Genomic DNA, 22,887 nt, shown 5'->3' with positions numbered 1-22,887 from the left:
TCTGGAGGATCAGTGGGTGTAGGGGCGGTGCGTCGCCACATCGGGATTGAAGGTGACGCCGAAGCCGGGCGCGTCGAGCGCGCTCGCCTTGAGGCGGCCGTTCTCGGGCACCGGCTCGCCGAGCAGTTGCGGCGCGAACATCGGCACCACTTCGGTCGGGCCGGGGTGCATCATCAGGAACTCGGCGAACGGCGAGTTGTGGCGGGTGATGACGAAGTGATAGCTGTACACCGATGATCCGTGCGGCACGACCATCTTGCCCTTCGCGTCGGCGAGCGCGCTGATCTTGAGCAACTCGGTGATCCCGCCACACCAGCCGACATCGGGCTGGATGATGTCGCAGCATTCCATGTCGAGCAGCATGCGGAAGCCCCAGCGCGTCGCCTCATGCTCGCCGGTGGTCACCAGCATCCCGCGCGGCACGTTGCGGCGCAGCTCGGCGTAACCCCAATAATCGTCCGGGCTGATCGCCTCCTCGATCCACTTGAGGCCATGTTCGTGCGCGGCGATCGCGAGGCGGGTCGCATAATCGACGTCGAGCGCCATCCAGCAATCCCACATCAGCCAGAAATCCGGGCCGACGCGCTCGCGCATGTCGGCGAGTTCGGCGATGTTCTTCTTGAGGCCCTCGACACCCTCGGCGGGGCCATGATGCAACGCCATCTTGCCGCCGATGAAGCCGAGATCCTTGGCGATATCGGGGCGCGCGCCGGTCGCGTAGAATTGCAACTCGTCGCGCACCGCGCCGCCGAGCATATGATAGACCGGCTCCTGCCTGAGCTTGCCGAGCAAATCCCACAGCGCCAGATCGACGCCCGAGATCGCGTTGATGACGAGACCCTTGCGACCGTAATATTGCGTCGAGAAGTACATCTGGTCCCAGATCTTCTCGTAGTCGAGCGGGCTGCGGCCTTCGAGGAAGCGGGCGAGATGCTTCTCGACGATGTAGCAGGCGGGTTCGCCGCCGGTCGTCACCGCGAAGCCGATCGTGCCGTCCTCCGCCTCGATCTCGACGACGAGCGTGCCGAGCACGTTGACGCCGAAGCTCTGCCGCGACTGACGATATTCGGGATAGCGGCTCATCGGCGTGGCGATGTGGTTGTCGATCCAATGGCCTTCGCCCTGGTCGTGATAATCGGCGCCGCCGCCGCGCACCGTGAAGGCGCGGACGTGCTTGATCTTCGACAGGCTCTTCAACGTCACCGGCAATCTCCTGGGCGTAGGCGGCAGCATCCAGAATGTGAAAGGAATCGCATCGACGTTCCACAATATGATACGGTGTTGTCTTGGACGATCCGGGTATCTTCACGAAGAAAGCTGCGCCGATCCTCCCTTTGCTGTTTACTTTCTCACTTAATGGGATAGGATATTAATTGATGAGACATGCCCCGTCAAACGAAGAATCGGAAAGCGGCGAGGAGCGCACCAAGATTCAGGGCAGCCAGACGCTGCTGCGCGGGCTCGACATGCTCGACAAGGTCATCGACGGGCCGGTCAAGCTCGCCGACCTGTCGGCGGCGATGGGGCTGACGCGATCGACCACGCACCGGCTCGCCAACGCGCTCGCCGATCGCGGCTTCCTCACCTTCCTGCCGCGCGAGGGATATCAGCTCGGGCCGAAGCTGCTCCAGCTCGGTTTCCTCGCGCAGAGCCAGGCCGATATCGTGCGGATCGCGCGGCCCCGGCTGGAGGCGCTCGCCGCGCGCAGCGAGGACACGGTGCATCTCGGCCGGCTCGATACCGATCTGGCGCTGTATCTCGACAAGATTCCAGGCCGCCGCCGCGTCGATATCTCCAGCCGGATCGGCGACCGTCACCCGCTATCCTCGACCGGGCTGGGCAAGGCGCTGCTGCTCGACACGCCCGAGGCCGAATGGCCCGCGCTGTTCGAGGCGTCGCGCGCGCGCGGCGCGCCGGCGGTCGATTACGCGGCCTGGGCCGAACGGATGCGGGGCTATGTCGCCGCCGGCCATGCCTATGATCTCGAGGAGAACGAGGATCTGATCCGCTGCGTCGCCGCGCCGGTGCGCGACGCGTCGGGCCGGATCATCGCCGCGATCAGCCTGTCGAGCGCCGCGCAATATATGGACGACGCACGCATGGCCGCGCTCAGCGGCGAGGTGCGCGCGACCGCCGACCAGATCAGCACCGATCTCGGCTGGGTGCCCGGCGCCCGGCCAAACCGCCGCCCAAGGCGATAACCACAGAAGAGGAAACGCTCACGTGAAGCTGCTCGAAGGCAAGACCGTTCTCGTCACCGGCGCCTCCACCGGCATCGGCCGTGCCGCCGCGATCGGCGCGGCGCAGCATGGCGCCGACGTCGTCATCAACTATCATAGCCGCGACGAGGATGCCGAAGCCTGTATCGCCGCCATCGAGGCGACCGGGCAGCGCGGGCTCGCGGTGAAGGGTGACGTGGCCGAGCCGGAGACCGCGAAGGACTTCGTCGCCAAGGCGGTCGAGGCGTTCGGCAAGGTCGACGTGATGGTCAACAACGCCGGCATCTGCCCATTCCACGCCTTCCTCGACATGCCGGTCGAAACGTTCGAGCGGACGATGCGCGTCAACATGCACGGCGCCTATTTCATGGTGCAGGCCGCCGCCAACCAGATGGTCGCGCAAGGGCACGGTGGCGCGATCGTCGCGGTGTCGTCGATCTCGGCGCTGGTCGGGGGCGAATATCAGACGCATTACACGCCGACCAAGGCGGGGGTGCATTCGCTGATGCAATCGACCGCGATCGCGCTCGGCAAGCACAAGATCCGCTGCAACTCGCTGTTGCCGGGCACCATCCTCACCGAGATCAACAAGGACGACCTCGCCGACGAGGCCAAGCGCAGCTATATGGAAAGCCGCGTCCCGCTCGGCCGGCTCGGCGCGCCGGAGGACATGGTCGGGCCGATCGTGTTCCTCGCCTCCGACATGGCCGCCTACGTCACCGGCGCGGCGCTGCTCGTCGACGGCGGCATGTTCGTGAACCTGCAATGATCCGCGCCGGCCTCACCGCCGCCGCCGCGCTGCTGCTGGCCAGCGCCGCGCCCGCGCCCCTGCCCGGCTTCGGCAAGATCCTGATCGCGAGCGATTCGACCGCATCTGAGTATGGCGAGGACAAATATCCCCAGACCGGCTGGGGGCAGATGCTGTCGTGCGGGCTCGACGCGGGCACCGATGTCGTCGATCTTGCCACGGCAGGCCGCAGCACGCGCACCTTCATCGCGGAGGGCCGCTGGGACGGGCTGATGGCGCGGGTGCAGCCGGGCGACGTGGTGCTGATCCAGTTCGGCCACAACGACGCCTACAAGGCCAAGCCCGAGCGCTATGCCGATCCGGCGACCACGTATCGCGACAACCTGCTGCGCTTCATCTGGCAGGTGCGCGGCGCGCGCGGGGTTCCCGTGCTGGTGACGCCGGTCGCGCAGCATATGTTCGGGCCGGACGGCAAGGCCAAGGCGAATTTCGCCGACTGGTCGGCGGTGATGCGCGACCTTTCCGTCACCACGCGGACGCCGCTGATCGACCTCGAGGCGCTGTCGCGCGACTGGCTCGATCGCACCGGCGAAGCGGCCTCGCGCGGTTATTACCTGCATCTCCCCGCCAACGCCGCGCCCGGCTTTCCCAAGGGGATCGACGATGACACGCATTTCAGCGAACTCGGCGCGCGACGGATCGCCGATCTCGTCGCCGGCGCGTTGAAGGCGCTGGATCTGCCGCTGTCGGGGCATGTGCTGGCCGAGCGCCCCGATCTCACCCGCGCCACCGCGCTCGGCCACAGGGGATGTTCATGACGATCGACCGACGCACGCTGATCGCCGGCGGCACCGCGCTCGGCCTCGCCGCCACCGCGAAGCGCGCGCGGGCGGCGCAGGCGGCACAAGCGGCGGTACCGCCCGATTTCACCGTGCTGCCGCTCTGGCCAGGCAAGGTTCCGGGCGGCGAGCACGTCACCGTCGCGCAGGAACAAGGCCCGCGCTCGGCGACGAGCGACGCCTATGACACGTTCTTCGCGCACGTCACCACGCCGACGCTGACGGTGCTGCGCCCGGCCAAGCCCAATGGCGCCGCGCTGCTGATGATCCCCGGCGGCGGCTACCGCCGCGTCGTTCTCGGGCATGAAGGGATCAACATCTCGCGGCGGTTCGCACGCGCGGGCTTCACCTGCTTCTCGCTGCTGTACCGGCTGCCGGCGGACGGCTGGGCGGCGGGGCCGGAGGCGCCGCTTCAGGACGCGCAGCGCGCGCTGCGCACGGTGCGCGCGCTCGCCGGCCGCTACGGCTATGACGCGGGCCGCGTCGGCGTGATCGGCTTTTCGGCGGGCGGCCATCTCGCCGGCTGGCTGACCAGCCGCCAGTCGGTCGCGACGCAGGCGGTGAACGACGCGATCGACCGCGAGCCGCTCGCCCCCCGCGCCGCCGCGCTGATCTATCCGGTCATCACCATGACCGCGCCGCTGGCGCACAACGGCTCGCGCGTCGAGCTGATCGGCGAAACCGCGAGCGACGAACGCCGCCGCGCCTATTCGCTGGAGAATGCGATCCAGCCGACCACGCCGCCGACCTTCCTCGCCCATGCGATCGACGACAAGACCGTGCCGGTCGAGAACAGCCTGATGATGCTGGCGGGCCTGCGCGCCGCGCATATTCCGGCGGAGGCGCATCTGTTCGAAACGGGCGGGCACGGCTTCGGGCTGACCCTGCCGGACGGCACGCCCTCGCCCTGGCCCGACCTGTTCGAGAGCTTCGCCAAGCGCCACGGGCTGCTATGACGCCCGCGCCCGCCCCCGCCCCCCGCGTCGCGCTGTTCGTCACCTGTCTGGTCGATCTGATCCGGCCCCGCGTCGGCTTCGCGGCGCTCCGCGCGCTGGAGGCGGCGGGCTGCACGGTCGTCGTGCCGGCCGGGCAGACCTGCTGCGGCCAGCCCGCGCTCAACTCGGGCGCGCGCGCCGAGGCGACCGCGATCGCCAGGCGCACGATCGCGCTTCTCGAAGGGCATGACGCGGTGGTGGTGCCGTCGGGATCGTGCGCGGCGACGATCCGGGTACACTATCCCGAACTGTTCGAGCACGACCCCGCCTGGCGTGGCCGCGCCGAGGCGGTGGCGGCCAAAACCTACGAAATCATGGCCTATCTTGACGAGGTGCGCGGGTGGCGGCCCGAGACCGCGCTGACCGCCACCGCGACCTATCACGACAGTTGTTCGGGGCTGCGCGAACTCGGCATCAAGGCGCAACCGCGCCGGTTGCTGCGCGGCGTCGCCGGGCTGTCGCTCACCCCGCTTGAGGGCGCGGAGACGTGCTGCGGGTTTGGCGGCACCTTCTGCGTCAAATATCCCGCCATCTCGAACGCGATCGCGGGCGAGAAAGCCGCGGCGATCGACGCGAGCGGCGCCGAGCTGCTGCTGGCGGGTGATCTCGGCTGCCTGATGAACATGGCCGGCAAGCTCCACCGCGAAGGATCGCCGGTGCGCGCCTATCACGCGATCGAAGTGATCGCCGGTATGGGCGATGGCCCCGCGATCGGCGAGGACGCATGAGCGCGGCCTTTTCGCGCCGCGTCAATGCCGCGCTCGCCGACCCGATCCTGAAACTCGCGATCGACCGCACCGCCGGCACCGCCGAGGCCAAGCGCGCGCTCGCGGTCGATGGCTTCGCGCATTTCGAGCAAGCGCGCACGCGCGCCGCGGCGATCAAGGATCATGTCGTCGCGCATCTCGGCCATTATCTCGAACAATTCGAGGCATCGGCGACCGCCGCCGGCGCGCAGGTCCATTACGCGCGCACCGCCGACGAAGCCTGCGCGATCGTGATCGGCATCTGCAAGGCGGCGGGCGCGCGCACCGTCGCGCGCTCCAAATCGATGCTGGGCGAGGAGATCGGGCTGCCGCACGCGCTCGCCGAGGCGGGGATCGGGCGGATCGAGACCGATCTTGCCGAGCATATCATCCAGCTCGCCGACGAACGCCCATCGCACATCGTCTGGCCAGCGATGCACAAGACGCGCGAGCAGGTCTCGGCGCTGTTCAAGCAGCACCATACTGCGCCGCATACCGAGGAGACGATCCCGGCGATGGCCGAGAGCGCGCGGCGGCATCTGCGCCAGGGCATGCTCGGGGCGGATGTCGGGATATCCGGCGCGAACTTCCTGATCGCCGACAGCGGCGCGGTTTGTACCGTCACCAACGAGGGCAATGCCGAACTGTCGCTCGTGCCGCCGCGCGTCCATATCGTGACGGCGGGAATCGAGAAGCTGGTGCCGTCGATGGGGCATGCGGCGCAGTTGCTGCGGCTGCTGGCGCGCTCGGCGACCGGCGCGACGCTGACGCAATATACCACCTTCTACACCGGCCCAAAGCGCGCCGCCGATCCCGACGGACCGGACGCGATGCACATCGTGCTGATCGACAACGGGCGCACGAAGATGCGCGATGAGGGGCTCGCCGAGATGCTGCGCTGCATCCGCTGCGGCGCGTGCATGAACCACTGCGTGGTGTTCCGCCAGATCGGCGGCCACGCCTATGGCGGCACCTATCCGGGGCCGATGGGCGCGGTGCTGACCCCCGCGCTCGACGGGCTGGCGGCGAGCCGCGATCTGCCCAACGCCTGCACGCTCAACGGCAAATGCCAGGAGGTCTGCCCGGTCAAGATCCCGCTGCCGACCTTGCTGCGCGGCTGGCGCGAGAAGAGCTGGCGCGAGGGGCTGGAGCCGGCGACGATGCGGCAGGGTATCGGCGCCTGGGCGTGGGTGGCGCAGCGTCCGCGCCTGTATCGGGCGGCGGTGCGCGCGGCGATCTTCGGCATGCGCCGCTTCGGGCGCGGCTGGATCAGGGCGCTGCCACTCGCGCGCGGCTGGACCGCGCACCGCGACCTGCCCGCGCCCGACGCCGAGAGCTTCATGAGCCGCTATGCGCGGGGTGAGCGATGAACGCGCGCGAAGAAATCCTCGGCGCGCTCGGCACCGCCGCGCCGCCGCCCGGCGCCGCCGAGGCGCTGCTTGTCGATCCGGTGCGCCCGGCGGTGGCGGAGGATCGCGTCAGCGTCTTCCTCGCCGCGCTGGCGCTGCCGGCGAGCGGCGCGACCCACGCGCGGATCGCGTCGGTCGCCGACGCGCCGGGGGCGGTGGCGCGCTATCTCGCCGAACATGGCCTGCCCCCGGCGGTGTTCCTGCCCGACGATCCTCGATTCGCCGCCGACTGGTCGGGCTTCACGCTCAGCCCGGCGATCACGCCTGACGAACCGGCGGTGATCGCTTGGGCTAGGCTCGGCATCGCCGAGACCGGCTCGCTGGTGTTCGAGACCGGCCCGCACGCGCCGATGCTGCCCAATTTCCTCGGCCTGCATCACATCGTGCTGCTGCGCGAAGCCGCGATCGTCTCGCATCTCGAGGATGCCGCGCTGCCGGGTCCGCAACCGCGCGCGCATTATTGGGTGACGGGGGTGAGCGGGACGACCGATATCGAGGGGCAGTACATTCGCGGCGCGCATGGTCCGCGGTTTCTGCACGTACTGCTGGTCGGCGAGGAATAGGACGCAACCAACCGTTCGTGTCGAGCGCAGTCGAGACACCTGCGCTCGGGACGAACGGACGGGTTACCGCCTGACGTCGAACTGCCCGGACAGGAACGCGTCGATATCGCCCTGCCCGAACAGGCTCGCGTCGCCGGGGAGCGAATGTTTGAGCACGGTCAGCGCCAGCCCCGATTCCGCCGCGCCCTCGATATCGTCCGGGTTGCGCAGCAAGCCGTGCAGCACGCCCGCCGCGAAGGCGTCGCCCGCGCCGATCCGGTCGATGATGCCCGAGACCTCGACCTCCTCGGTCTGCGCGACCGCGTCGGGCGTTTCCACGCGCGCGGAGAGCAGATGGCGGTCGGCCGCCTCGACATGGCGCGCGGTCGAAGCGAGGTGCCGGAGGTTGGGGAACGCCGCGAACAGCGCCGCCGCCGCTTCACGCCGACGGTCCTCGCCGTCGCTCGCAAAGCGGGTGGCGAGCAGCAGCGCGATGTCCCGGTGGTTGCCGAACATCATGTCGGCCATGCCGACCAGTTCGGACAGCACGCCGCGCGGATCGCTGTCCCACGCTTCCCAGAGCAGGGCCCGATAATTGCCGTCGAAGATCAAGGTGAGCCCGCGATCCTTCGCCGCGCGCGCCGCCGCGATCGCGAGTCGCGACGAATGCGGCCCGAGCGCGGGGGTGATACCCGACATCAGCAGGTGCGTCGCGCCGGCGAACACCGCGTCCCAGTCGAAATCCGCCTCGGTTGAGCGCGCGAACACGCTGCCCGCGCGATCATACACCACTTCGGAGGCGCGCAAGCCGGCGCCAGGGGTGAGGAAATACAACCCCATCCGCCCTTCGGCACGTGCGACATGCGTGCAATCAACGCCCGCCCCCATCAGCACCGAACGCGCCATGTCGCCGAGCGGATTGGCGGGCAGTCGGCTGATCATGCGCGTGGTGTGGCCGAGGCTCGCCAGCCCGATCGCCACGTTCGCCTCGGCGCCACCGACCGCGAGATCGAGCGTGCGCGCGCTGCGCAGCAGCAGCTTGTCGGGCGGGGAGAGGCGGACGAGCAGTTCGCCGAAAAACGCTGTCGAGGATCGCATGCCGTCAGCCTAGCGCGCGAGCCAGCCGCCGTCGACCGCGAGGATATGGCCGTCGACATAATCCGACGCGGACGACGCCAGGAACACCGCCGCGCCGCCGAGATCGGACGGCTTGCCCCAGCGCGCCGCCGGGATGCGCGCGAGGATCGCGGCGTTGCGGTCCTCGTCCTCGCGCAGCGCGGTGGTGTTGTTGGTGGCGATATAGCCGGGCGCGATCGCGTTGACGTTGACGCCCTTGGCCGACCATTCGTTGGCGAGCAATTTGGTGAGCCCGCCCACGCCCGATTTCGACGCGGTATAGCTCGGCACGCGGATGCCGCCCTGGAAGGTCAGCATCGAGGCGATGTTGATGATCTTGCCCGAGCCTTGCGAAATCATGTGTTTCCCCGCCGCCTGGCAGAGGAAGAACACCGATTTGAGATTGGTGTCCATCACCGCGTCCCAATCGGCCTCGGAGAAATCGACCGCGTCGGCGCGGCGGATGATGCCGGCGTTGTTGACGAGGATGTCGAGCCCGCCCAGCGTGGCGACCGTCTCCTCGACGATCGCGCCGACCGGGGCGATGCTCGACAGATCGGCGGCGACGAACACCGCTTCGCGCCCGAGCGCGCGCACGGCGGCGACCGTCTCGTCGCAGGGCGAGCGGCCGACCGCGGCGATGTCCGCGCCGGCCCCCGCCAGCGCCAGCGCGATCGCCTGGCCGATGCCGGTGTTGGCCCCGGTCACGACCGCGACCTTGCCGGTGAGATCGAACATCGCGCTCACGCCAACTGGCAGATGTCGAGGACGTTCATGTCGGTATAATCCTGGTTCTCGCCCGCCATCGCCCAGATGAAGGCATAGGCCTTGGTGCCCGCGCCCATGTGGATCGACCAGGGCGGCGAGATCACCGCTTCCTCGTTCTGCATGACGATGTGGCGGGTCGCCTCGCCCTCGCCCATGAAGTGCATCACGCGATCCTTGTCGAGATCGTCGAGTTCGAAATAGAAATAGATTTCGCTGCGGCGCTCGTGGATGTGCGGCGGCATCGTGTTCCACACCGAACCCGGCTTGAGCACGGTCAGCCCCATCACCAGTTGCGCGCTGTCGCACACGCCGGGGATGACGAGCTGGAAGATCGTGCGCTCGTTCGATTCGGCGAGGCTGCCGCGTTCGAGCGCGTTCGCGTCGGCGATCGACAGTTTGCGCGTGGTGAACGCCTTATGCGCCGGGCACGAGGCGAGATAGAAGCGCGCCCCGTCGCCCGAAAAGCCGACGTCCTTCGCGCCCATCGTGACGTAGAGGCAATCCTTGTTGCCGAGCGTGAAAGCCTCGCCGTCGACCGTGACGATGCCGTCGACCGTGCCGACGTTGACGATCGCCAGTTCGCGGCGTTCGAGGAACGGATGCCCCGCCGCCGAGGGCGGCTCGGTCTGATCGGGCAGCTTGACCGTGCCGGTGGCGACGGCGACACCGCCGATCACGAAGCGTTCGGCATGCGTATAGTTGAGCACGCACGCGCCGGGGCGGAACAGGTTCTGGATCAGATAGCGGTCGCGCAGCTCGTCGTTGCTGACGCACTCCATCATGTCGGGGTGCGTGCCGTAGAAGGTCTTGTCGAACATATCGCCCTCGCCTGTCGTTTGCCGTCGCATAGCGACAAACCGGCATCGCTGCCAACCAAAATAGGGAACCGGTGTCAGAATGTGGGCCGGGCGCTCTCGGCGATCTCAGAGCGGCAGTTCGACCCGCGCGAGCAATCCGCCATCCGGGTGATTCACGATCCGCGCCGTGCCGCCATGCAGGTGGACGAGCGCACGGACGCTGGCGAGCCCCAGCCCGATGCCGCCGGTATCCTTGTTGCGCGATTGCTCGCTGCGGAAGAACGGCTCGAATACACGGTCGAGATCGGCGTCGGGCAGCCCCGGCCCGTGGTCGCGCACGTCGATGGTCGCCAAGCCGCGATCCCGCGCGATCGACACCTCGGCATCGCCCGCATAGCGCAGCGCGTTGGTCAGCAGATTGTCGAGCACGGCGCGCAGCGAGACCGGATCGCCCTCGACGACGACCGGCGGACCGGGCAGCAACACCACCTGCGCGCCACGATCGAGCAGGCCGTCGACCGCGCTTTCGGCGAGCGCGCGCAGCTCGAGGCGGCGGCGCGTGCTCGGCCCGGTCGCGCCGCGCACATAATCGGTGGTCGCCGCGATCATCGCCTGCATGTCGGCGACGTCGCGCTCGACCCCGCGCCGCAACGCCTCGGGCGCATGTTCGAGCCGCAGCGCGAGCCGCATCAGCGGCGTGCGCAGATCATGCGCGATCGCGCCGATCATCACGGTGCGATCATCGACATAGCGGTTGAGCCGGGTCTGCATCTCGTTCATCGCACGCGCGGCATGGGCGATCTCGGCCGGCCCGGATACGGCGAGCGGGGCGGTGTGCGGATCGCGGCCGATCCGTTCGGCGGCGTTGGCGAACAGGGCGACCGGCCGCGCCACCCAGCGCGCGAGCAGCCACGCGAACGGCGCGACCGTGACGAGCGAGGCGAGCAGGAACAGCAGCAGCCGCACCCGCCACGCGTCGAGGCCGCTGCGCACCGGCGCCACCGCCAGCCAGCGTCCGTCGTCCCGGCGGAACGCCGCGCTGAAATCGCCGACCAGCACCGCGTCGCGATTCTCCCCGGCGTCGTGCGGCCGCGCCGCGCCGCCGGCCACGCCGTGGCGGAACATCGGCGGATCGGTGAAGGCGAGCCGCACCGCGTCGCGCGACACGCCCAGATCGCGCGCCAGCGCCGCCGCCAGCCATGTCGCGCGGCCGGGGCGGGTCGGCTCCGGGGCGTCCGTCACCCGGAAGTGGAACGCGCCCGGCGCCTTCTCCCCGCCGCGCAAGGCGGCGGCGACCTGCGCGACCGTGAACAGCGGCGGGCGCGGCAACGGCACGAATTGCAGCAGCGCGAAATTGGCGAGCTGCACCGCGACCACCGCCGCCAGCAGCACCGCCAGCACGCGCGTGAGCATCCCCCAGCTCGCGCCGCGCCCCAAGCTCATCGGTGCGTCATCACCGGCGCGTCACGGCGGGCACGAACATATAGCCCTCGTTGCGGACGGTGCGGATCATCTCGTCGCCGGGCGCGCGCAACTTGCGCCGCAGCCGGCTGATCTGCACGTCGATCGCGCGGTCGAACGCGTCCGAATCGGGGCCGCGCGCGCCCTCCAGCAATTGCTCGCGCGACAGCACGCGGCGCGGGCGCTCGACGAACAGGCGAAGCACCGCGAACTCGCCGTCGGTGAGATCGATCAGCACGCCCTCGGGATCGGTCAGTTCCCACGCGCTCAGGTCCATCCGCCAGCCCGAGAACACCAGCACCGCCTCGCGCGCGCCCACGCCTTGATGTGTGCGCAGCGCGGCGCGCACGGTGGCGAGCACCTCGCGCGCGCTGCACGGCTTGGGCAGATAATGGCTCGCGCCGGTCTCGAGCCCGAGGATGCGGTCGCTTTCGCCGCCGCGCGCGCTGAGCAGGATCACGGGCGGGCCGCCCGCCTGCCGCAGCCGCCGGCACGCGGCGATGCCGTCCTCGCCGGGCATCATGATGTCGAGGATGACGAGATCGACCCGGCCGGTCCGCATGAGCGTGTCGAGCTGGCGCGTGTCCGCCGCCATGCTGACGGCGAAGCCATGTTCGGCGAGGCTTTCCCACAGCAGCGTGCGGATTTCGCGATCGTCATCGACGACGACGATGTGCGTGTCCGCATCGGCCGGGGCGGTGTCGATGGTCACGGACTCCTCATCGCGCTCCGATAGCATCACGCCACCGCCGCGATCAAACCGCGCGCGCGGCGCGATCGGCCCGCGATGGCGCACGCCATCTCGGCATGGAGGGTGCAGAGCCGGCGATGCGCGTCCGCCGCGGCCTCGCTGGTGGCGTTGATCGCGGCGATCTGCTCCTGGCGCGCGCGGCGGCAGAAGTGGAGAAAACTCGGTTCGGACATAAGCAACACCTCCAGGCGGGCTGGGTGGTGCCGCGATGTTTCGGCAGAATTTCCGCACGCCCGGCGTGCCGCGCCCGGCGTGCGGCCCGTCTCACGCCGGGAAGCGGTGGATGGTTTCGTCGCGCACGCCGAGCGCCTCGGCCATGCGGACGAGATCGGCGAGCGACTGCGCCGCCATCTTGCGCATCACGTTGCCGCGGTGGATCTTGACCGTGATCTCCGACAGATCGAGCCGGGCCGCGACCTGCTTGTTCATCAAGCCGGTGACGACCAGCGCCATCACCTCGCGTTCGCGCGGGGTGAGCCGGGCGTATGCGTCGCGCAGGCTGGCGTCGCCGGCGGCGGCGGCGCGCCGCGCGCGGTCGGCAGCGATCGCGGTTTCGACCGCCGCCAGCATCTGCTCGTCGCTGAACGGCTTGGGGAGGAAGTCGATCGCGCCGGCTTTCATCGCGCGCACGCTCATCGGAATGTCGCCATGCCCGGTGATGAGGATGACCGGCAGGTCGATGCCGCGCGCCGCGAGCCCCTCCTGGAAATCGAGGCCGTTCTCGCCGGGCAGGCGCACGTCGAGCACCAGACACGCGGGCAGCTCGGGCCGCGCGTCCGCCAGGAACGCCGCCGTGCTTTCATACAGCGCGACGTCGAAGCCGCTCGACCGCAACAGGCTGCCGATCGCGCCGCGCACTTCGGCATCGTCGTCGATGATGCAGGCGCGGCCCGGAGCGATGGTCATGCGGCGATCTCCTCGGATGTGGTGGTGCCGATCGGCAGGCGGAAGCGGAAGGTGGCGCCGCCGCCGGGCCGCTCGGCGGCGGTGAGCGTGCCGCTGTGCCGCTCGACGATCGCGCGGCAGATCGACAGGCCCATGCCCATCCCGTCGGCCTTGGTGGTGAAGAAGGGGCTGAACAGCCGCTCGGGCGCGATGCCGGTGATGCCGGGGCCGCAATCCTGCACGTCGACCGTCACCGCCGTGCCGTCGCGACGGGCCTCGACGCAGAGGTGCCGGCGTTCGGCGGGGGTGTCGGCCATCGCCTGGCTGGCGTTGAGCATCAGGTTCATCAGCACCTGCTGAAGCTGGACGCGGTCGCCCGCGACCGGCGGCAGATCGTCCGCCACGTCGAGCCGCAGCGCCACCGCATGCGCGTTCAGGTCGCGCCCGAGCAATTCGGCGGTCTCTGCGATCAGCGCGGCGAGATCGGTGACCTCGCGCCGCGGCTCGCCCTTGCGCGCGAGATCGCGGATGCGCGCGATCACGTCGGCGGCGCGGGTGCCGTTGGTGGCGATATGGTCGAGACAGTCGCCGACCTCGGCCGCACCGGGCGCCTCGCGCGCCAGCCAGCGCCGGCCCGATTTGGCATAGGTGATGATCGCCGACAGCGGCTGGTTGACCTCATGCGCGATCGACGCGGCGAGCTGACCGAGCGTGGTGACGCGCGACATGTGCGCCAGTTCGGCCTGCGACTGGGCGAGCCGCGCCTGCGCGCGGTTGCGCTCGGTCACGTCCAGCGCCATCACCAGCACCTGCCGCCAGCCGTCATGCTCGGGCGGCAGGGTGATGCGCAGCACGACATCGACCGTGTCGCCGGTGCAGGTGAGGAGTTGCAGTTCCTCCTCGATCTCGGTCACGCCCTGTTTGAGCGCGAGGAAGAAGCGCTCGAACATCGCCTGCGCGGCGGGCGTATGGTGGCCGACGATGTTGCGCCCGGCGAGCGCCTCGCGCGTCTCGAAGCCGAACAGCCGCGCCGCCGCGAGATTGCCGGTGCGGATATGCGCGGTCTCGGCGGCACGCCGGACCAGTTCCGCGTCCGGCGCGTCCACGTCGCGCAACATCGCATAGGCCGCCGACCAATCCGATTCCCAGATCGGAAAGCCGACCGCGTTGAAGATCGTGCGATAGCGCTGGTCGGACTGGCGGCGCGCCGCCATCGCGGTCTGGTGCCGTGCCGTCAGGATCGTGGTGATGGCGATCGCGAGCAGGCTGACGCCGAGCCGGATCGCCGGCGAGCCGAGCGGCGCGCCCCAATGGCCGACGACATAGCCCGCCGCGGCGAGCCCCGCGCAGATCACGCCGGCGGCGATCACCGGCGCGCGGTCCCGCCCGCGCGCGGCGAGCAGCACGACCGTCGTGTAGAGGACGGCGACCGCCCCCTGCAGCGGGCTGAGCGCGTCGAGCACGAAGATGCCGAGCGCGAGCGACAGCGCGGCCGCCGCCCGCAGCCGCCCCGCCAGCCGCTTCGCCTTGGCATCGCCGCGCATCAAACCCTCCCGCCCATTCACCCCCGCCGCTCTACCAAGCGTTACGATCTCGTAACAGCCGCATCATCTTGGTCGCGGCGAATCCACCAAAGCCCAAACCCTGATAGTACGGAGCCGGCACGAGCGGCACCCCAACGTGCGTATGGTAGCTTTCGTGCAATCGTTCGACGATATCCAGCACCGACGGACCGGCGCGGCGCCGGCATCCAGACCGATGGAGATTAGCATGGCTTATGTGACCACCGCGGACGGCACCGAGATCTTCTACAAGGATTGGGGTCCAAAGGACGCACAGCCGATCGTCTTCCATCACGGCTGGCCGCTGTCGTCGGACGATTGGGACGCACAGATGCTGTTCTTCCTCGCCCAGGGCTACCGCGTGGTCGCGCACGACCGGCGCGGGCACGGCCGCTCGTCGCAGACCCCGATCGGCCACGACATGGACCATTATGCCGCCGACGCGTCGGCCGTTGCCGAGCATCTCGACCTCAAGAACGCCGTCCACATCGGCCATTCGACCGGCGGCGGCGAAGTCGCGCGCTATGTCGCCAAGTTCGGTCAGCCGCAGGGCCGCGTCGCCAAGGCGGTGCTGGTGAGCGCGGTGCCGCCGCTGATGGTGCAGACCGACGCCAACCCCGACGGCACCCCGATCGCCGTGTTCGACGGGCTCCGCGCCGCGCTCGCCGCCAATCGCGCGCAATTCTTCCTCGATCTCGCGTCGGGGCCGTTCTACGGCTTCAACCGTGAGGGCGCGGCGGTGTCCGAAGGCGTGATCCGCAACTGGTGGCGCCAGGGCATGATGGGCGCGGCCAACGCGCATTACGAGGGGATCAAGGCCTTCTCGGAAACCGACCAGACCGAGGATCTCAAGGCGATCACCGTGCCGACGCTGGTGCTCCAGGGCGATGACGACCAGATCGTGCCGTACAAGGACGCATCGCTGCTCCAGGCCAAGCTGCTGCCGAACGCGGAGCTGAAAATCTATCCGGGCTTCCCGCACGGGATGCTGACGACCCATGCCGAGGTCATCAACGCCGATCTGCTGGCGTTCATCCGCGCCTGAAGCGGCGGGGCGGCGGGCGATCGGCCCGCCGCCCCGTCCCGTCATTCCAGATCATTCTCGCTGATGACGATCACGCTCGCGGCGTTGTTGCGCGCCAGCGCGACCAGTCCGGCCTCGGCGATCGTGTCGCTGAAGCGCGTGAACATATCGATCGCGTCATCCTCGGGCGCGTCGCCGCTCAGCGCTTCGAGCACGGCATATTGGACCGCGAACTCATATTCGTCGCCGTCGACCTCGGCGGTGAATTCGACCACTTGGTCCTCCACGTTGTCGAGCGCGGTCGCCAGATCGATGTCCATCTTGTCGGCAGCCATGAAATCTCCTTCGGTCATTGTCCTCCCGACGCATCGGAGAAGCGAACGCGCCCGTCAACGCCGCGCGTGGGGCGGCGTTCCTCCGAAACGGCTGGGACGCGCCTGACTCAGCGCGGCGCTTGGTGTCCGCCGCGCCCGGTGCCGATCCGCCAGGCATCGAAGTTGAACAGCGATTCGCCCGGCGTGCCGTGGAACACCAGGAAGACATCGTGGACGCCGCGGGTGCGCGCGAGCGGCGCCGATACCGTGCGCCACGTCTCCGGTCCCCCGGTCGCCGGCACCGCGAGCGTCGCGACACGCGGGCCGGCCAGGCCGTCGAGCCGCAGGTCGATGCCCGCGCCCCCGCGCGCCGCCGCGACCGTCGCCTCGAAGGTCTTGCCCGCGCCCTTGCCGAAATCGACCCCGCGCACGACAATATAGCCGCCGTCCAGCACATGCGTGACGTACATGCCCGTGGCGCCGCTCGACGCGGTGCGGACGCCCGGCGCCCACGCGTGCGCGCCGCTCGCCGACGTGTCCGTGGCCGATGTCCAGGCGATCGTCTCGGCTTGAACGCGGCGGAACGGGTCGATCGTGCCGAGTTGCTTGGCGCCGACCGTGTCCCACCACGGCTGCATCGGGATCGTGCCGTCCTTGTTGTAGCGGAATTCGGTGACCGTCACCGAGCGGCGCTCGCGATGCTCGCCGGTCTGCGCATCGTTGAGGCGGTAGTTGAAGCCGAAGACGTAGCTGCGGCCCTTATAGTCGATGATGCCCGGATGGTTGCCCGACGAACGCTTGTCGTGGTCCATGATCGAGCCCTGGTACCGCCACGGCCCGGCCGCATGGTCGCTCATCGCATAGCCGATCCCCTCCGGGCAGCAGGTCGAGGCGTACGCCATGTAATAATGGCCCGCGCGGCGGTAGAACCACGGCCCCTCCTGATAGTCGGTCAGCCGCGGCATCTTCACGATCGGCCCCGCGGTGGAGATCATGTCGGGGTTGAGCTTGACGCGCCACAGATCGGGGTTGCCCCAGTAGAGCCAGGCCTGGCCGTCGCCGTCGATCGCCACGGTCGGATCGATATTGTCGCTGTCGGGGGCGATCAGCGGATGGCCGAGCGCGTCCTTGAACGGCCCGTACGGCGTGTCCGCCACCGCCACCGCGAGGACGTTCTTGGGCGATCCCGCCACGCTGATCGGCACGTACAGATAGAATTTGCCGCCCCGCGCGATCACCTGCGGCGCCCAGGCGTCATTGTCCTGCCGCGCCCAAGGGAAGGTCTTGAGCGAGGCGACCGCGCCGTGGTCGGTCCAATTGACCATGTCGGTCGAGGTATAGAGCCGCCAGTCGCGCATCAGGAAGTTGCGCGCGTCGTCCTCGTCATGGCTGGTGTAGAGATAGACCGTGCCGTCGTGGACCAGCGGCGCGGGATCGGCGGTGAATAGCGTCTGGATGATCGGATTGTCGGCGCTGACCGGCGCGGGAAACAGCGCCGTCGCCAGCAGGGCGCACAGCCCGGTGATGATGGATCGGATACGCACGGTCTTTCCCCCCGGTTGCGAGCCTCAATCGAAGCGCACGCGCGCGGCGCGGCCGTCATAGTCGATCGCGCGCGACGCCGCGGTCGCCCCGGCCAGCACGATGTTGAGCCGGCGCTTCGCGACCAAGCCGGGGTACGCACCCTTGCGCGCGCCCACGCTCAGCGTACGGGCCTTGTCGTCCCAGACGAGATCATAGGTCGCGAACTTGCCCTTCTCGTACGCATACGTCTCGTTATCGTCCTCATAGACGGTGAAGGTCGCATCGGCGCCCGGATAGACGCGGATCTCATAGGGCGCGTCCGGGCTTTGCGTGGCATATTGCAGCGCCGGCCCCATCGGCACGATCGAGCCGGCACGCACGTAGAGCGGAACCACGTCGAGCGGCGCCTCGCGGGTCACGCGCCGCCCCCCGTCGAAACGCTGGTTGGTCCAGAAATCATACCAGCCGGCGCTCTGCGCCAGATACGTCTCGACCGTGGTGTCGAGCTTGCCCGCGACCGGCAGCGCCTGCCGCTCGCTCGGGCGGCGCCAGCCGAAGCGCAGCCCGCGATTGCCGTCGGCCTGGAAATAGTCGATCACGACCTTGACGACCTGCCCCTTGCGGAAGCTCCGTTCGGTGCTCTTGTACCGCGTCGCGCCCTTCTGCCAGCTCTCGATCGCCGGCGTGCCGTCGAGCGTCAGGCGGAAGCCGTCATTGCCCTCGATCCCGAGTTCATACGTCCCGTCCTCGGGCGCGGTGAGCGTGCCCTGCCAGCGCGCCGAGAAATTGCTGAGGCTGGTGAGCCCGCCCGGAATGTCGGCGAACGGCGGGTCGGGCCAATTGTGGTCGATCTTGGTATCGACGAATTTGCCCTTCGGCGTCTCGAAATTCTGGCCCTCGAAATATTGCCCGGCCAGCCCCGGCTGGCCTTCGGGCGTGCGCAGATACTCCGCCGGCACCGTGACCGGCGGCGGCGGCACGATATGGTACATCGCGCGCGTGACGGGATGGACGAGCAGCGACGGCCCGAACATGAAGCTGTCGTCGATCGTGTCGGTGGCGCGATCGTCGGGGAAGTCCATCATCAGCGGGCGCATCAGCGTGTAGCCCGCCGACGTCACCTTCCAGCTCAGCGGATAGATATAGGGGAGCAGGCGATAGCGTAATTGCGTGCTCTTGAGCAGCGACTCATAGACCTGCGGATCGAGCGTCTTGAAGCGGTACGGCTCGCGATCGACATCGGTGCCGTGGATTCGCATCAGCGGGTTGAACGCCGAGAATTGCAGCCAGCGCGCATAGAGTTCGCGCCACGCCGGGTTCTGCGCGCCGCCGATGAACTCCGAGACGAAGAACCCGCCGGTGTCGTTGGTCCAATAGGGGTTGCCGGTGACGGTGACATCGACGCCACCCGCGATCTGCTGTTTGAACGTCTTCCAGCTTGCGTAGATGTCGCCGCTCCACGAGGCGGCGGCGGTGCGCTGCGCGCCGGCCCAGGCCGAGCGGGTGAGCGTGAAGACGCGCTTGTCGCTCGTCGCGCGCTCGCCTTCATAGGTGCCTTGCGTCGTCAGCAGCGAATAGGGGTTCAAGTAGCGCGTGAAGTCGCCGAGCGCGTTCGATCCCAGCGCCTTGGTGTCGCGGACGTTGTCGGCCGCGTTCCACATCGCGCTGCTGACCTCGACCTCGGTGCCGTCCATCCACAAGGCGTCGACGCCCTTGTCGAGCAGCCCGGTCTTGATCGCGTTGAAATAGATCTGCCGCCCGAGCTTGCTGTACGCATCGTACACGCGCGCGTGCTTAGAGATCCAGTGCAGCGGCTCGAAGCGCAGGTTATGCGCGTCCAGCTCGTGCGCGAGCGCGGTGTCGTTGCCGACCGACGGCCAGATCGAGACCATCAGCTTGAGGTTCATGTCGTGGAGCTGGCGGCTCATCCCGGCGGGATCGGGGTAGCGGGTCTTGTCCCACGTCATCCCGCTCCAGCTCCCGTCCTTGTCGGAGCCCCAATATTGCCAGTCCTGCACGATGTAATCGAGCGGGAAGCGTTCGCGGCGGAAGGTCCGCGCGACATCGAGCAACTCGTCCTGCGTCTTGTAGCGTTCCTTGCTCATGAACAGGCCGAATGCCTGTTTGGGGAACATCGGCGCGGCGCCGGTCAGCCGGCGATAGGCGCCGACCACCTCGTCGGGCGTGCCGCCAGCCATGAAGTAATAATCGACCCCGCCCGGCGCGCTCTCCGCCCAGAGCGACGCACCGCCCGCGTCGTCCTTGAAGCGCATCTGCGAATAGGTGTCCCACATCACGCCGTAGCGGCGCGACGACATCATCACCGGGATGATGATCCCCATGTTGGTCTGGACGAGCAGCAGATCCTTGCCGCGCCGGTTGCTGGTGTCGTCGGCGGTGAAGCCGAAGCCGTACAGCGCCTCGTCCGGGCGCAGCGTGAAGGTGTTGGTCGCCTCGTAGCTCGGCTTGCCCGAGATGGTGACGGGCTTGAGCGCCTGGGGCGCGTCGGCCTTCTCCTCGGTGTAGAGTTTGCCGGCGCCGTCGAGGAAACGCAGCGCGCCGTTCGCCTTGCTGATCTCGATCCGCAGCATCTTCGCGGTGATGACGAGCGCGTCCGGCGTTTCGCGGAGCGTGAACGGCACGGCGGCGGGTTTTTCGGTGACGACGATGCTCGGCGCGGTCCAGTGGTTCGCGCCGAGATTGGCGTTCACCCGCACCGTGTCCGGCCCGTAGAAGATCACGTTCTTGGTGACGCCGCCGACGCGCACCTGCACGCCGTCACGCAGCCGCACATAGGCGAAGGCGGCGGAGGACGGCTGCGGTAGCGCAACCAGATGCCCCTTGGCGTCGAGCCCGGTCGCGGTCTGCGCAAGCGCGGGAGTCGCGAGCGCTGACGCGCACAGCATGAAGAGGGCCGAACCGCGTTTCGCCACATGCATCTCCCAGAATCGACCGTAAACGTTTTCCCCCAAGGTCTTATCGGTGGCCCTCAGCCTGTCAAGGCGCGACGGCACCAAGCGCGGTAGCGATCCCATCGGCGTTGCCGCACGAGCCGGCTTACCGTATTTCCGGCTTCCGCCATCGGATGGGCCGTGCGTCGCGCGCCCCCTTCCGGATCACCCGCTCCAGACCAAGGGCCAGCATCATGATCGAACACCGCCGGACTCCATGCTGCGGCCATTCACGCCGGGATTTCCTCGCCACCGCCGGCGCCGGGGCGCTCGCCACCGGCGTGACCGGGGCGATGCCCGCGCGCGCCGCCACGCTGGAGCGGGGCGCCGGCCAGCCGGCCGCCGCGCTGAAGCCGTTCGACATGGCCGACGTGCGCCTGGCCGACGGCCCGTTCCTGCACGCGCAGCGCATGACCGAGGCGTATCTGATGCGGTTGCAGCCCGACCGGATGCTGCACAATTTCCGGGTCAACGCCGGGCTGAAACCCAGGGCGCCGGTCTATGGCGGGTGGGAATCGGAGCCCACTTGGGACGACATCAACTGCCACGGCCACACGCTCGGCCATTATCTGTCGGCCTGCGCGCTCGCCTATCGCGCGACCGGGGACGCGCGCTACAAGCAACGAATCGACTATATCGCAGGCGAACTCGCCGCGTGCCAGCAGGCGGCGGGTTCGGGGCTGGTCTGCGCCTTTCCCAAGGGCGCGGCGCTGGTCGCGGCGCATCTGCGCGGCGAGAAGATCACCGGTGTTCCCTGGTACACGCTGCACAAGGTCTATGCCGGGCTGCGCGACGGCGCGCTGCTGGCCGACAGCGCGCCGTCGCGCGCGGTGCTGCTGCGGCTGGCGGACTGGGGCGTGGTGGCGACCAGGCCGCTGTCGGACGCCGAGTTCGAGACGATGCTCGAGACCGAGCACGGCGGCATGAACGAAATCTACGCCGACCTCTTCGTCATGACCGGGAATGACGACTACCGGACGCTCGCGCGGCGCTTCTCGCACAAGGCGATCATGGAGCCGCTGGCGCGCGGGCGCGACCATCTCGACGGGTTGCACGCCAACACGCAGGTGCCCAAGATCGTCGGCTTCCAGCGCGTCTATGAAATCACCGGCGACGCCCGATATCGCGATGCGGCGGCGTTCTTCTGGCGCACCGTGGCGAAGACCCGCTCGTTCGCGAGCGGCGGGCACGGCGACGAGGAGCATTTCTTCGCGATGGCCGATTTCGACAAGCACGTCTTTTCGGCGAAGGGATCGGAGACATGCTGCCAGCACAACATGCTCAAGCTGACCCGCGCGCTGTTCCTGCACGATCCGCGCGCCGAATATGCCGATTATTACGAACGCACGCTCTACAACGGCATCCTCGCCTCGCAGGATCCCGACACGGGCATGGCGACCTATTTCCAGGGCGCGCGGCCGGGCTACATGAAGCTGTACCACACGCCCGAGGACAGTTTCTGGTGCTGCACCGGCACGGGCATGGAGAACCATGTCAAATATCGCGATTCGATCTACTTCCACGACGATGCCGCGCTGTACGTGAACCTGTTCGTGCCCTCGGCGGTGACATGGAAGGAGAAGCGCGCGGTGCTGGCGCAGACCACGACCTTCCCCGAAACCCCGACGACCACCTTGCGCTGGACGCTCGCGCGCCCGACCGCGCTGACGCTGAAGCTGCGGCATCCGGGCTGGAGCCGGACCGCGACGGTGCTGGTCAACGGCGAGGAGGCGGCGCGGTCGGCCGCGCCGGGCAGCTATGTCGCGCTCGCGCGGACCTGGCGCGACGGCGACCGGATCGAGTTGCGGCTGGTGATGGAGCCCGCGGTCGAGAGCGCGCCCGCCGCGCCCGACATCGTCGCGTTCACCTACGGCCCGCTGGTGCTCGCCGGCGCGCTCGGGCGCGACGGCCTGGCGCCGGGCGCGGACATCGTCGTCAGCGAACGCAAATACGGCAGTTACAACGACACCCCCGTCGCGGTGCCGACGCTGGCCGGCGATCCGCGGCTGCTGGCGCAGCGCATCCGCAGCGGCGACCGACCGCTCGACTTCACGATCGCCTCGGCCGAGGGGCAGCCGGTGCGGCTGATTCCGTATCACCGCATCGCGCATGAACGCTACGCCACCTATTGGCGGGTGCAACCGACGGTCGCGTGAACCCGGAACGGCCCCTCCCGCGTTCGTCGGCGGGGCCGGCCGCCGCGCAGGCGGTGCCGCTGCGACAGAGTGGAGCATGT

The 22,887-nt window shown here is 68.8% G+C and carries 21 protein-coding genes; 9 read left to right on the top strand and 12 right to left on the bottom strand.

Annotated features, from left to right (window positions below):
- Positions 1–9: 9 nt before the first annotated feature.
- Entirely contained in the window at positions 10–1,203 is a 1,194-nt protein-coding gene (rhmD, locus tag PX554_RS08660) for an L-rhamnonate dehydratase (protein WP_420833433.1), read from the bottom strand.
- A gap of 173 nt (positions 1,204–1,376) precedes the next feature.
- On the opposite strand from rhmD, the gene PX554_RS08655 reads away from it, so the two are divergent.
- The 7 genes from PX554_RS08655 to PX554_RS08625 are packed head-to-tail and all read left to right on the top strand — an operon-like array spanning position 1,377 to position 7,519.
- Positions 1,377–2,201 carry an IclR family transcriptional regulator gene (locus tag PX554_RS08655; protein WP_275500720.1) on the top strand — a complete coding sequence of 275 codons (825 nt, stop codon included), beginning with the start codon at positions 1,377–1,379 and terminating at the stop codon, positions 2,199–2,201.
- A 22-nt stretch (positions 2,202–2,223) separates the two neighbouring features.
- A complete protein-coding gene (locus PX554_RS08650) occupies positions 2,224–2,988 on the top strand; it encodes an L-rhamnose 1-dehydrogenase Lra1 (protein WP_093225005.1) in 765 nt (254 codons plus the stop codon).
- The gene (locus tag PX554_RS08645) at positions 2,985–3,785 is read left to right on the top strand and encodes a rhamnogalacturonan acetylesterase (RefSeq protein WP_275500717.1); all 801 of its coding nucleotides are present in this window, start codon (positions 2,985–2,987) and stop codon (positions 3,783–3,785) included. The genes PX554_RS08650 and PX554_RS08645 overlap by 4 nt, the downstream gene beginning before the upstream one ends.
- Positions 3,782–4,762 carry an alpha/beta hydrolase gene (locus PX554_RS08640; RefSeq protein WP_275500716.1) on the top strand — a complete coding sequence of 327 codons (981 nt, stop codon included), beginning with the start codon at positions 3,782–3,784 and terminating at the stop codon, positions 4,760–4,762. Before PX554_RS08645 ends, PX554_RS08640 begins: the two co-directional genes overlap by 4 nt.
- Positions 4,759–5,529 (top strand): (Fe-S)-binding protein, encoded by a 771-nt coding sequence (locus PX554_RS08635; RefSeq protein WP_275500714.1) that lies wholly within the window; start codon positions 4,759–4,761, stop codon positions 5,527–5,529. The genes PX554_RS08640 and PX554_RS08635 overlap by 4 nt, the downstream gene beginning before the upstream one ends.
- The gene (locus PX554_RS08630; RefSeq protein WP_275500713.1) at positions 5,526–6,917 is read left to right on the top strand and encodes a lactate utilization protein B; all 1,392 of its coding nucleotides are present in this window, start codon (positions 5,526–5,528) and stop codon (positions 6,915–6,917) included. The genes PX554_RS08635 and PX554_RS08630 overlap by 4 nt, the downstream gene beginning before the upstream one ends.
- Entirely contained in the window at positions 6,914–7,519 is a 606-nt protein-coding gene (locus PX554_RS08625; protein ID WP_275500711.1) for a LutC/YkgG family protein, read from the top strand. The genes PX554_RS08630 and PX554_RS08625 overlap by 4 nt, the downstream gene beginning before the upstream one ends.
- A gap of 63 nt (positions 7,520–7,582) precedes the next feature.
- On the opposite strand, the gene PX554_RS08620 is transcribed toward PX554_RS08625, so the two are convergent.
- The 8 genes from PX554_RS08620 to PX554_RS08585 form a co-directional block, all read right to left on the bottom strand.
- On the bottom strand, positions 7,583–8,596 hold the full coding sequence (locus PX554_RS08620) for a sugar kinase (protein ID WP_275500710.1): 1,014 nt from the start codon (positions 8,594–8,596) through the stop codon (positions 7,583–7,585).
- A 9-nt stretch (positions 8,597–8,605) separates the two neighbouring features.
- Positions 8,606–9,361 (bottom strand): 2-dehydro-3-deoxy-D-gluconate 5-dehydrogenase KduD, encoded by a 756-nt coding sequence (gene kduD, locus PX554_RS08615; RefSeq protein ID WP_275500708.1) that lies wholly within the window; start codon positions 9,359–9,361, stop codon positions 8,606–8,608.
- Positions 9,358–10,200 carry a 5-dehydro-4-deoxy-D-glucuronate isomerase gene (gene kduI / locus PX554_RS08610; RefSeq protein WP_275500706.1) on the bottom strand — a complete coding sequence of 281 codons (843 nt, stop codon included), beginning with the start codon at positions 10,198–10,200 and terminating at the stop codon, positions 9,358–9,360. The genes kduD and kduI overlap by 4 nt, the downstream gene beginning before the upstream one ends.
- A 105-nt stretch (positions 10,201–10,305) precedes the next feature.
- A complete protein-coding gene (locus PX554_RS08605; protein WP_275500705.1) occupies positions 10,306–11,622 on the bottom strand; it encodes an ATP-binding protein in 1,317 nt (438 codons plus the stop codon).
- Between the two features lie 10 nt (positions 11,623–11,632).
- Positions 11,633–12,346, bottom strand: coding sequence for a response regulator (locus tag PX554_RS08600; protein WP_371128295.1), 714 nt, complete (start codon positions 12,344–12,346; stop codon positions 11,633–11,635).
- Positions 12,347–12,378: 32 nt separating this feature from the next.
- Positions 12,379–12,564: a hypothetical protein gene (locus PX554_RS08595; protein ID WP_093224993.1), complete on the bottom strand. Its 186-nt coding sequence runs from the start codon at positions 12,562–12,564 to the stop codon at positions 12,379–12,381.
- Between the two features lie 91 nt (positions 12,565–12,655).
- Positions 12,656–13,297: a response regulator transcription factor gene (locus PX554_RS08590; protein ID WP_093224992.1), complete on the bottom strand. Its 642-nt coding sequence runs from the start codon at positions 13,295–13,297 to the stop codon at positions 12,656–12,658.
- Positions 13,294–14,820 carry a sensor histidine kinase gene (locus tag PX554_RS08585; RefSeq protein ID WP_275500702.1) on the bottom strand — a complete coding sequence of 509 codons (1,527 nt, stop codon included), beginning with the start codon at positions 14,818–14,820 and terminating at the stop codon, positions 13,294–13,296. The genes PX554_RS08590 and PX554_RS08585 overlap by 4 nt, the downstream gene beginning before the upstream one ends.
- Before the next feature lie 226 nt (positions 14,821–15,046).
- Between PX554_RS08585 and PX554_RS08580 the strand changes: the two genes are divergently transcribed.
- Positions 15,047–15,883 carry an alpha/beta fold hydrolase gene (locus tag PX554_RS08580; RefSeq protein ID WP_093224989.1) on the top strand — a complete coding sequence of 279 codons (837 nt, stop codon included), beginning with the start codon at positions 15,047–15,049 and terminating at the stop codon, positions 15,881–15,883.
- 41 nt (positions 15,884–15,924) lie between these two features.
- Here PX554_RS08580 and PX554_RS08575 read toward each other — a convergent pair whose 3' ends face one another.
- From PX554_RS08575 to PX554_RS08565, 3 genes are all read right to left on the bottom strand, one after another.
- Positions 15,925–16,197 carry a DUF1488 family protein gene (locus PX554_RS08575; protein WP_093225112.1) on the bottom strand — a complete coding sequence of 91 codons (273 nt, stop codon included), beginning with the start codon at positions 16,195–16,197 and terminating at the stop codon, positions 15,925–15,927.
- A 107-nt stretch (positions 16,198–16,304) separates the two neighbouring features.
- On the bottom strand, positions 16,305–17,720 hold the full coding sequence (locus PX554_RS08570) for a glycoside hydrolase family 43 protein (RefSeq protein WP_275500700.1): 1,416 nt from the start codon (positions 17,718–17,720) through the stop codon (positions 16,305–16,307).
- A 24-nt stretch (positions 17,721–17,744) separates the two neighbouring features.
- Positions 17,745–20,633 carry a TIM-barrel domain-containing protein gene (locus PX554_RS08565; RefSeq protein ID WP_275500698.1) on the bottom strand — a complete coding sequence of 963 codons (2,889 nt, stop codon included), beginning with the start codon at positions 20,631–20,633 and terminating at the stop codon, positions 17,745–17,747.
- A gap of 311 nt (positions 20,634–20,944) precedes the next feature.
- Between PX554_RS08565 and PX554_RS08560 the strand changes: the two genes are divergently transcribed.
- Positions 20,945–22,807 (top strand): beta-L-arabinofuranosidase domain-containing protein, encoded by a 1,863-nt coding sequence (locus PX554_RS08560; protein WP_420833440.1) that lies wholly within the window; start codon positions 20,945–20,947, stop codon positions 22,805–22,807.
- The last annotated feature ends 80 nt before the right edge of the window (positions 22,808–22,887 follow it).

Source organism: Sphingomonas pollutisoli (genome assembly GCF_029167165.1).
GTDB lineage: Bacteria > Pseudomonadota > Alphaproteobacteria > Sphingomonadales > Sphingomonadaceae > Sphingomonas > Sphingomonas pollutisoli.
The sequence above is the reverse complement of the archived record's forward strand: the minus strand, read 5'-3'. Positions and strand labels throughout refer to the sequence as shown.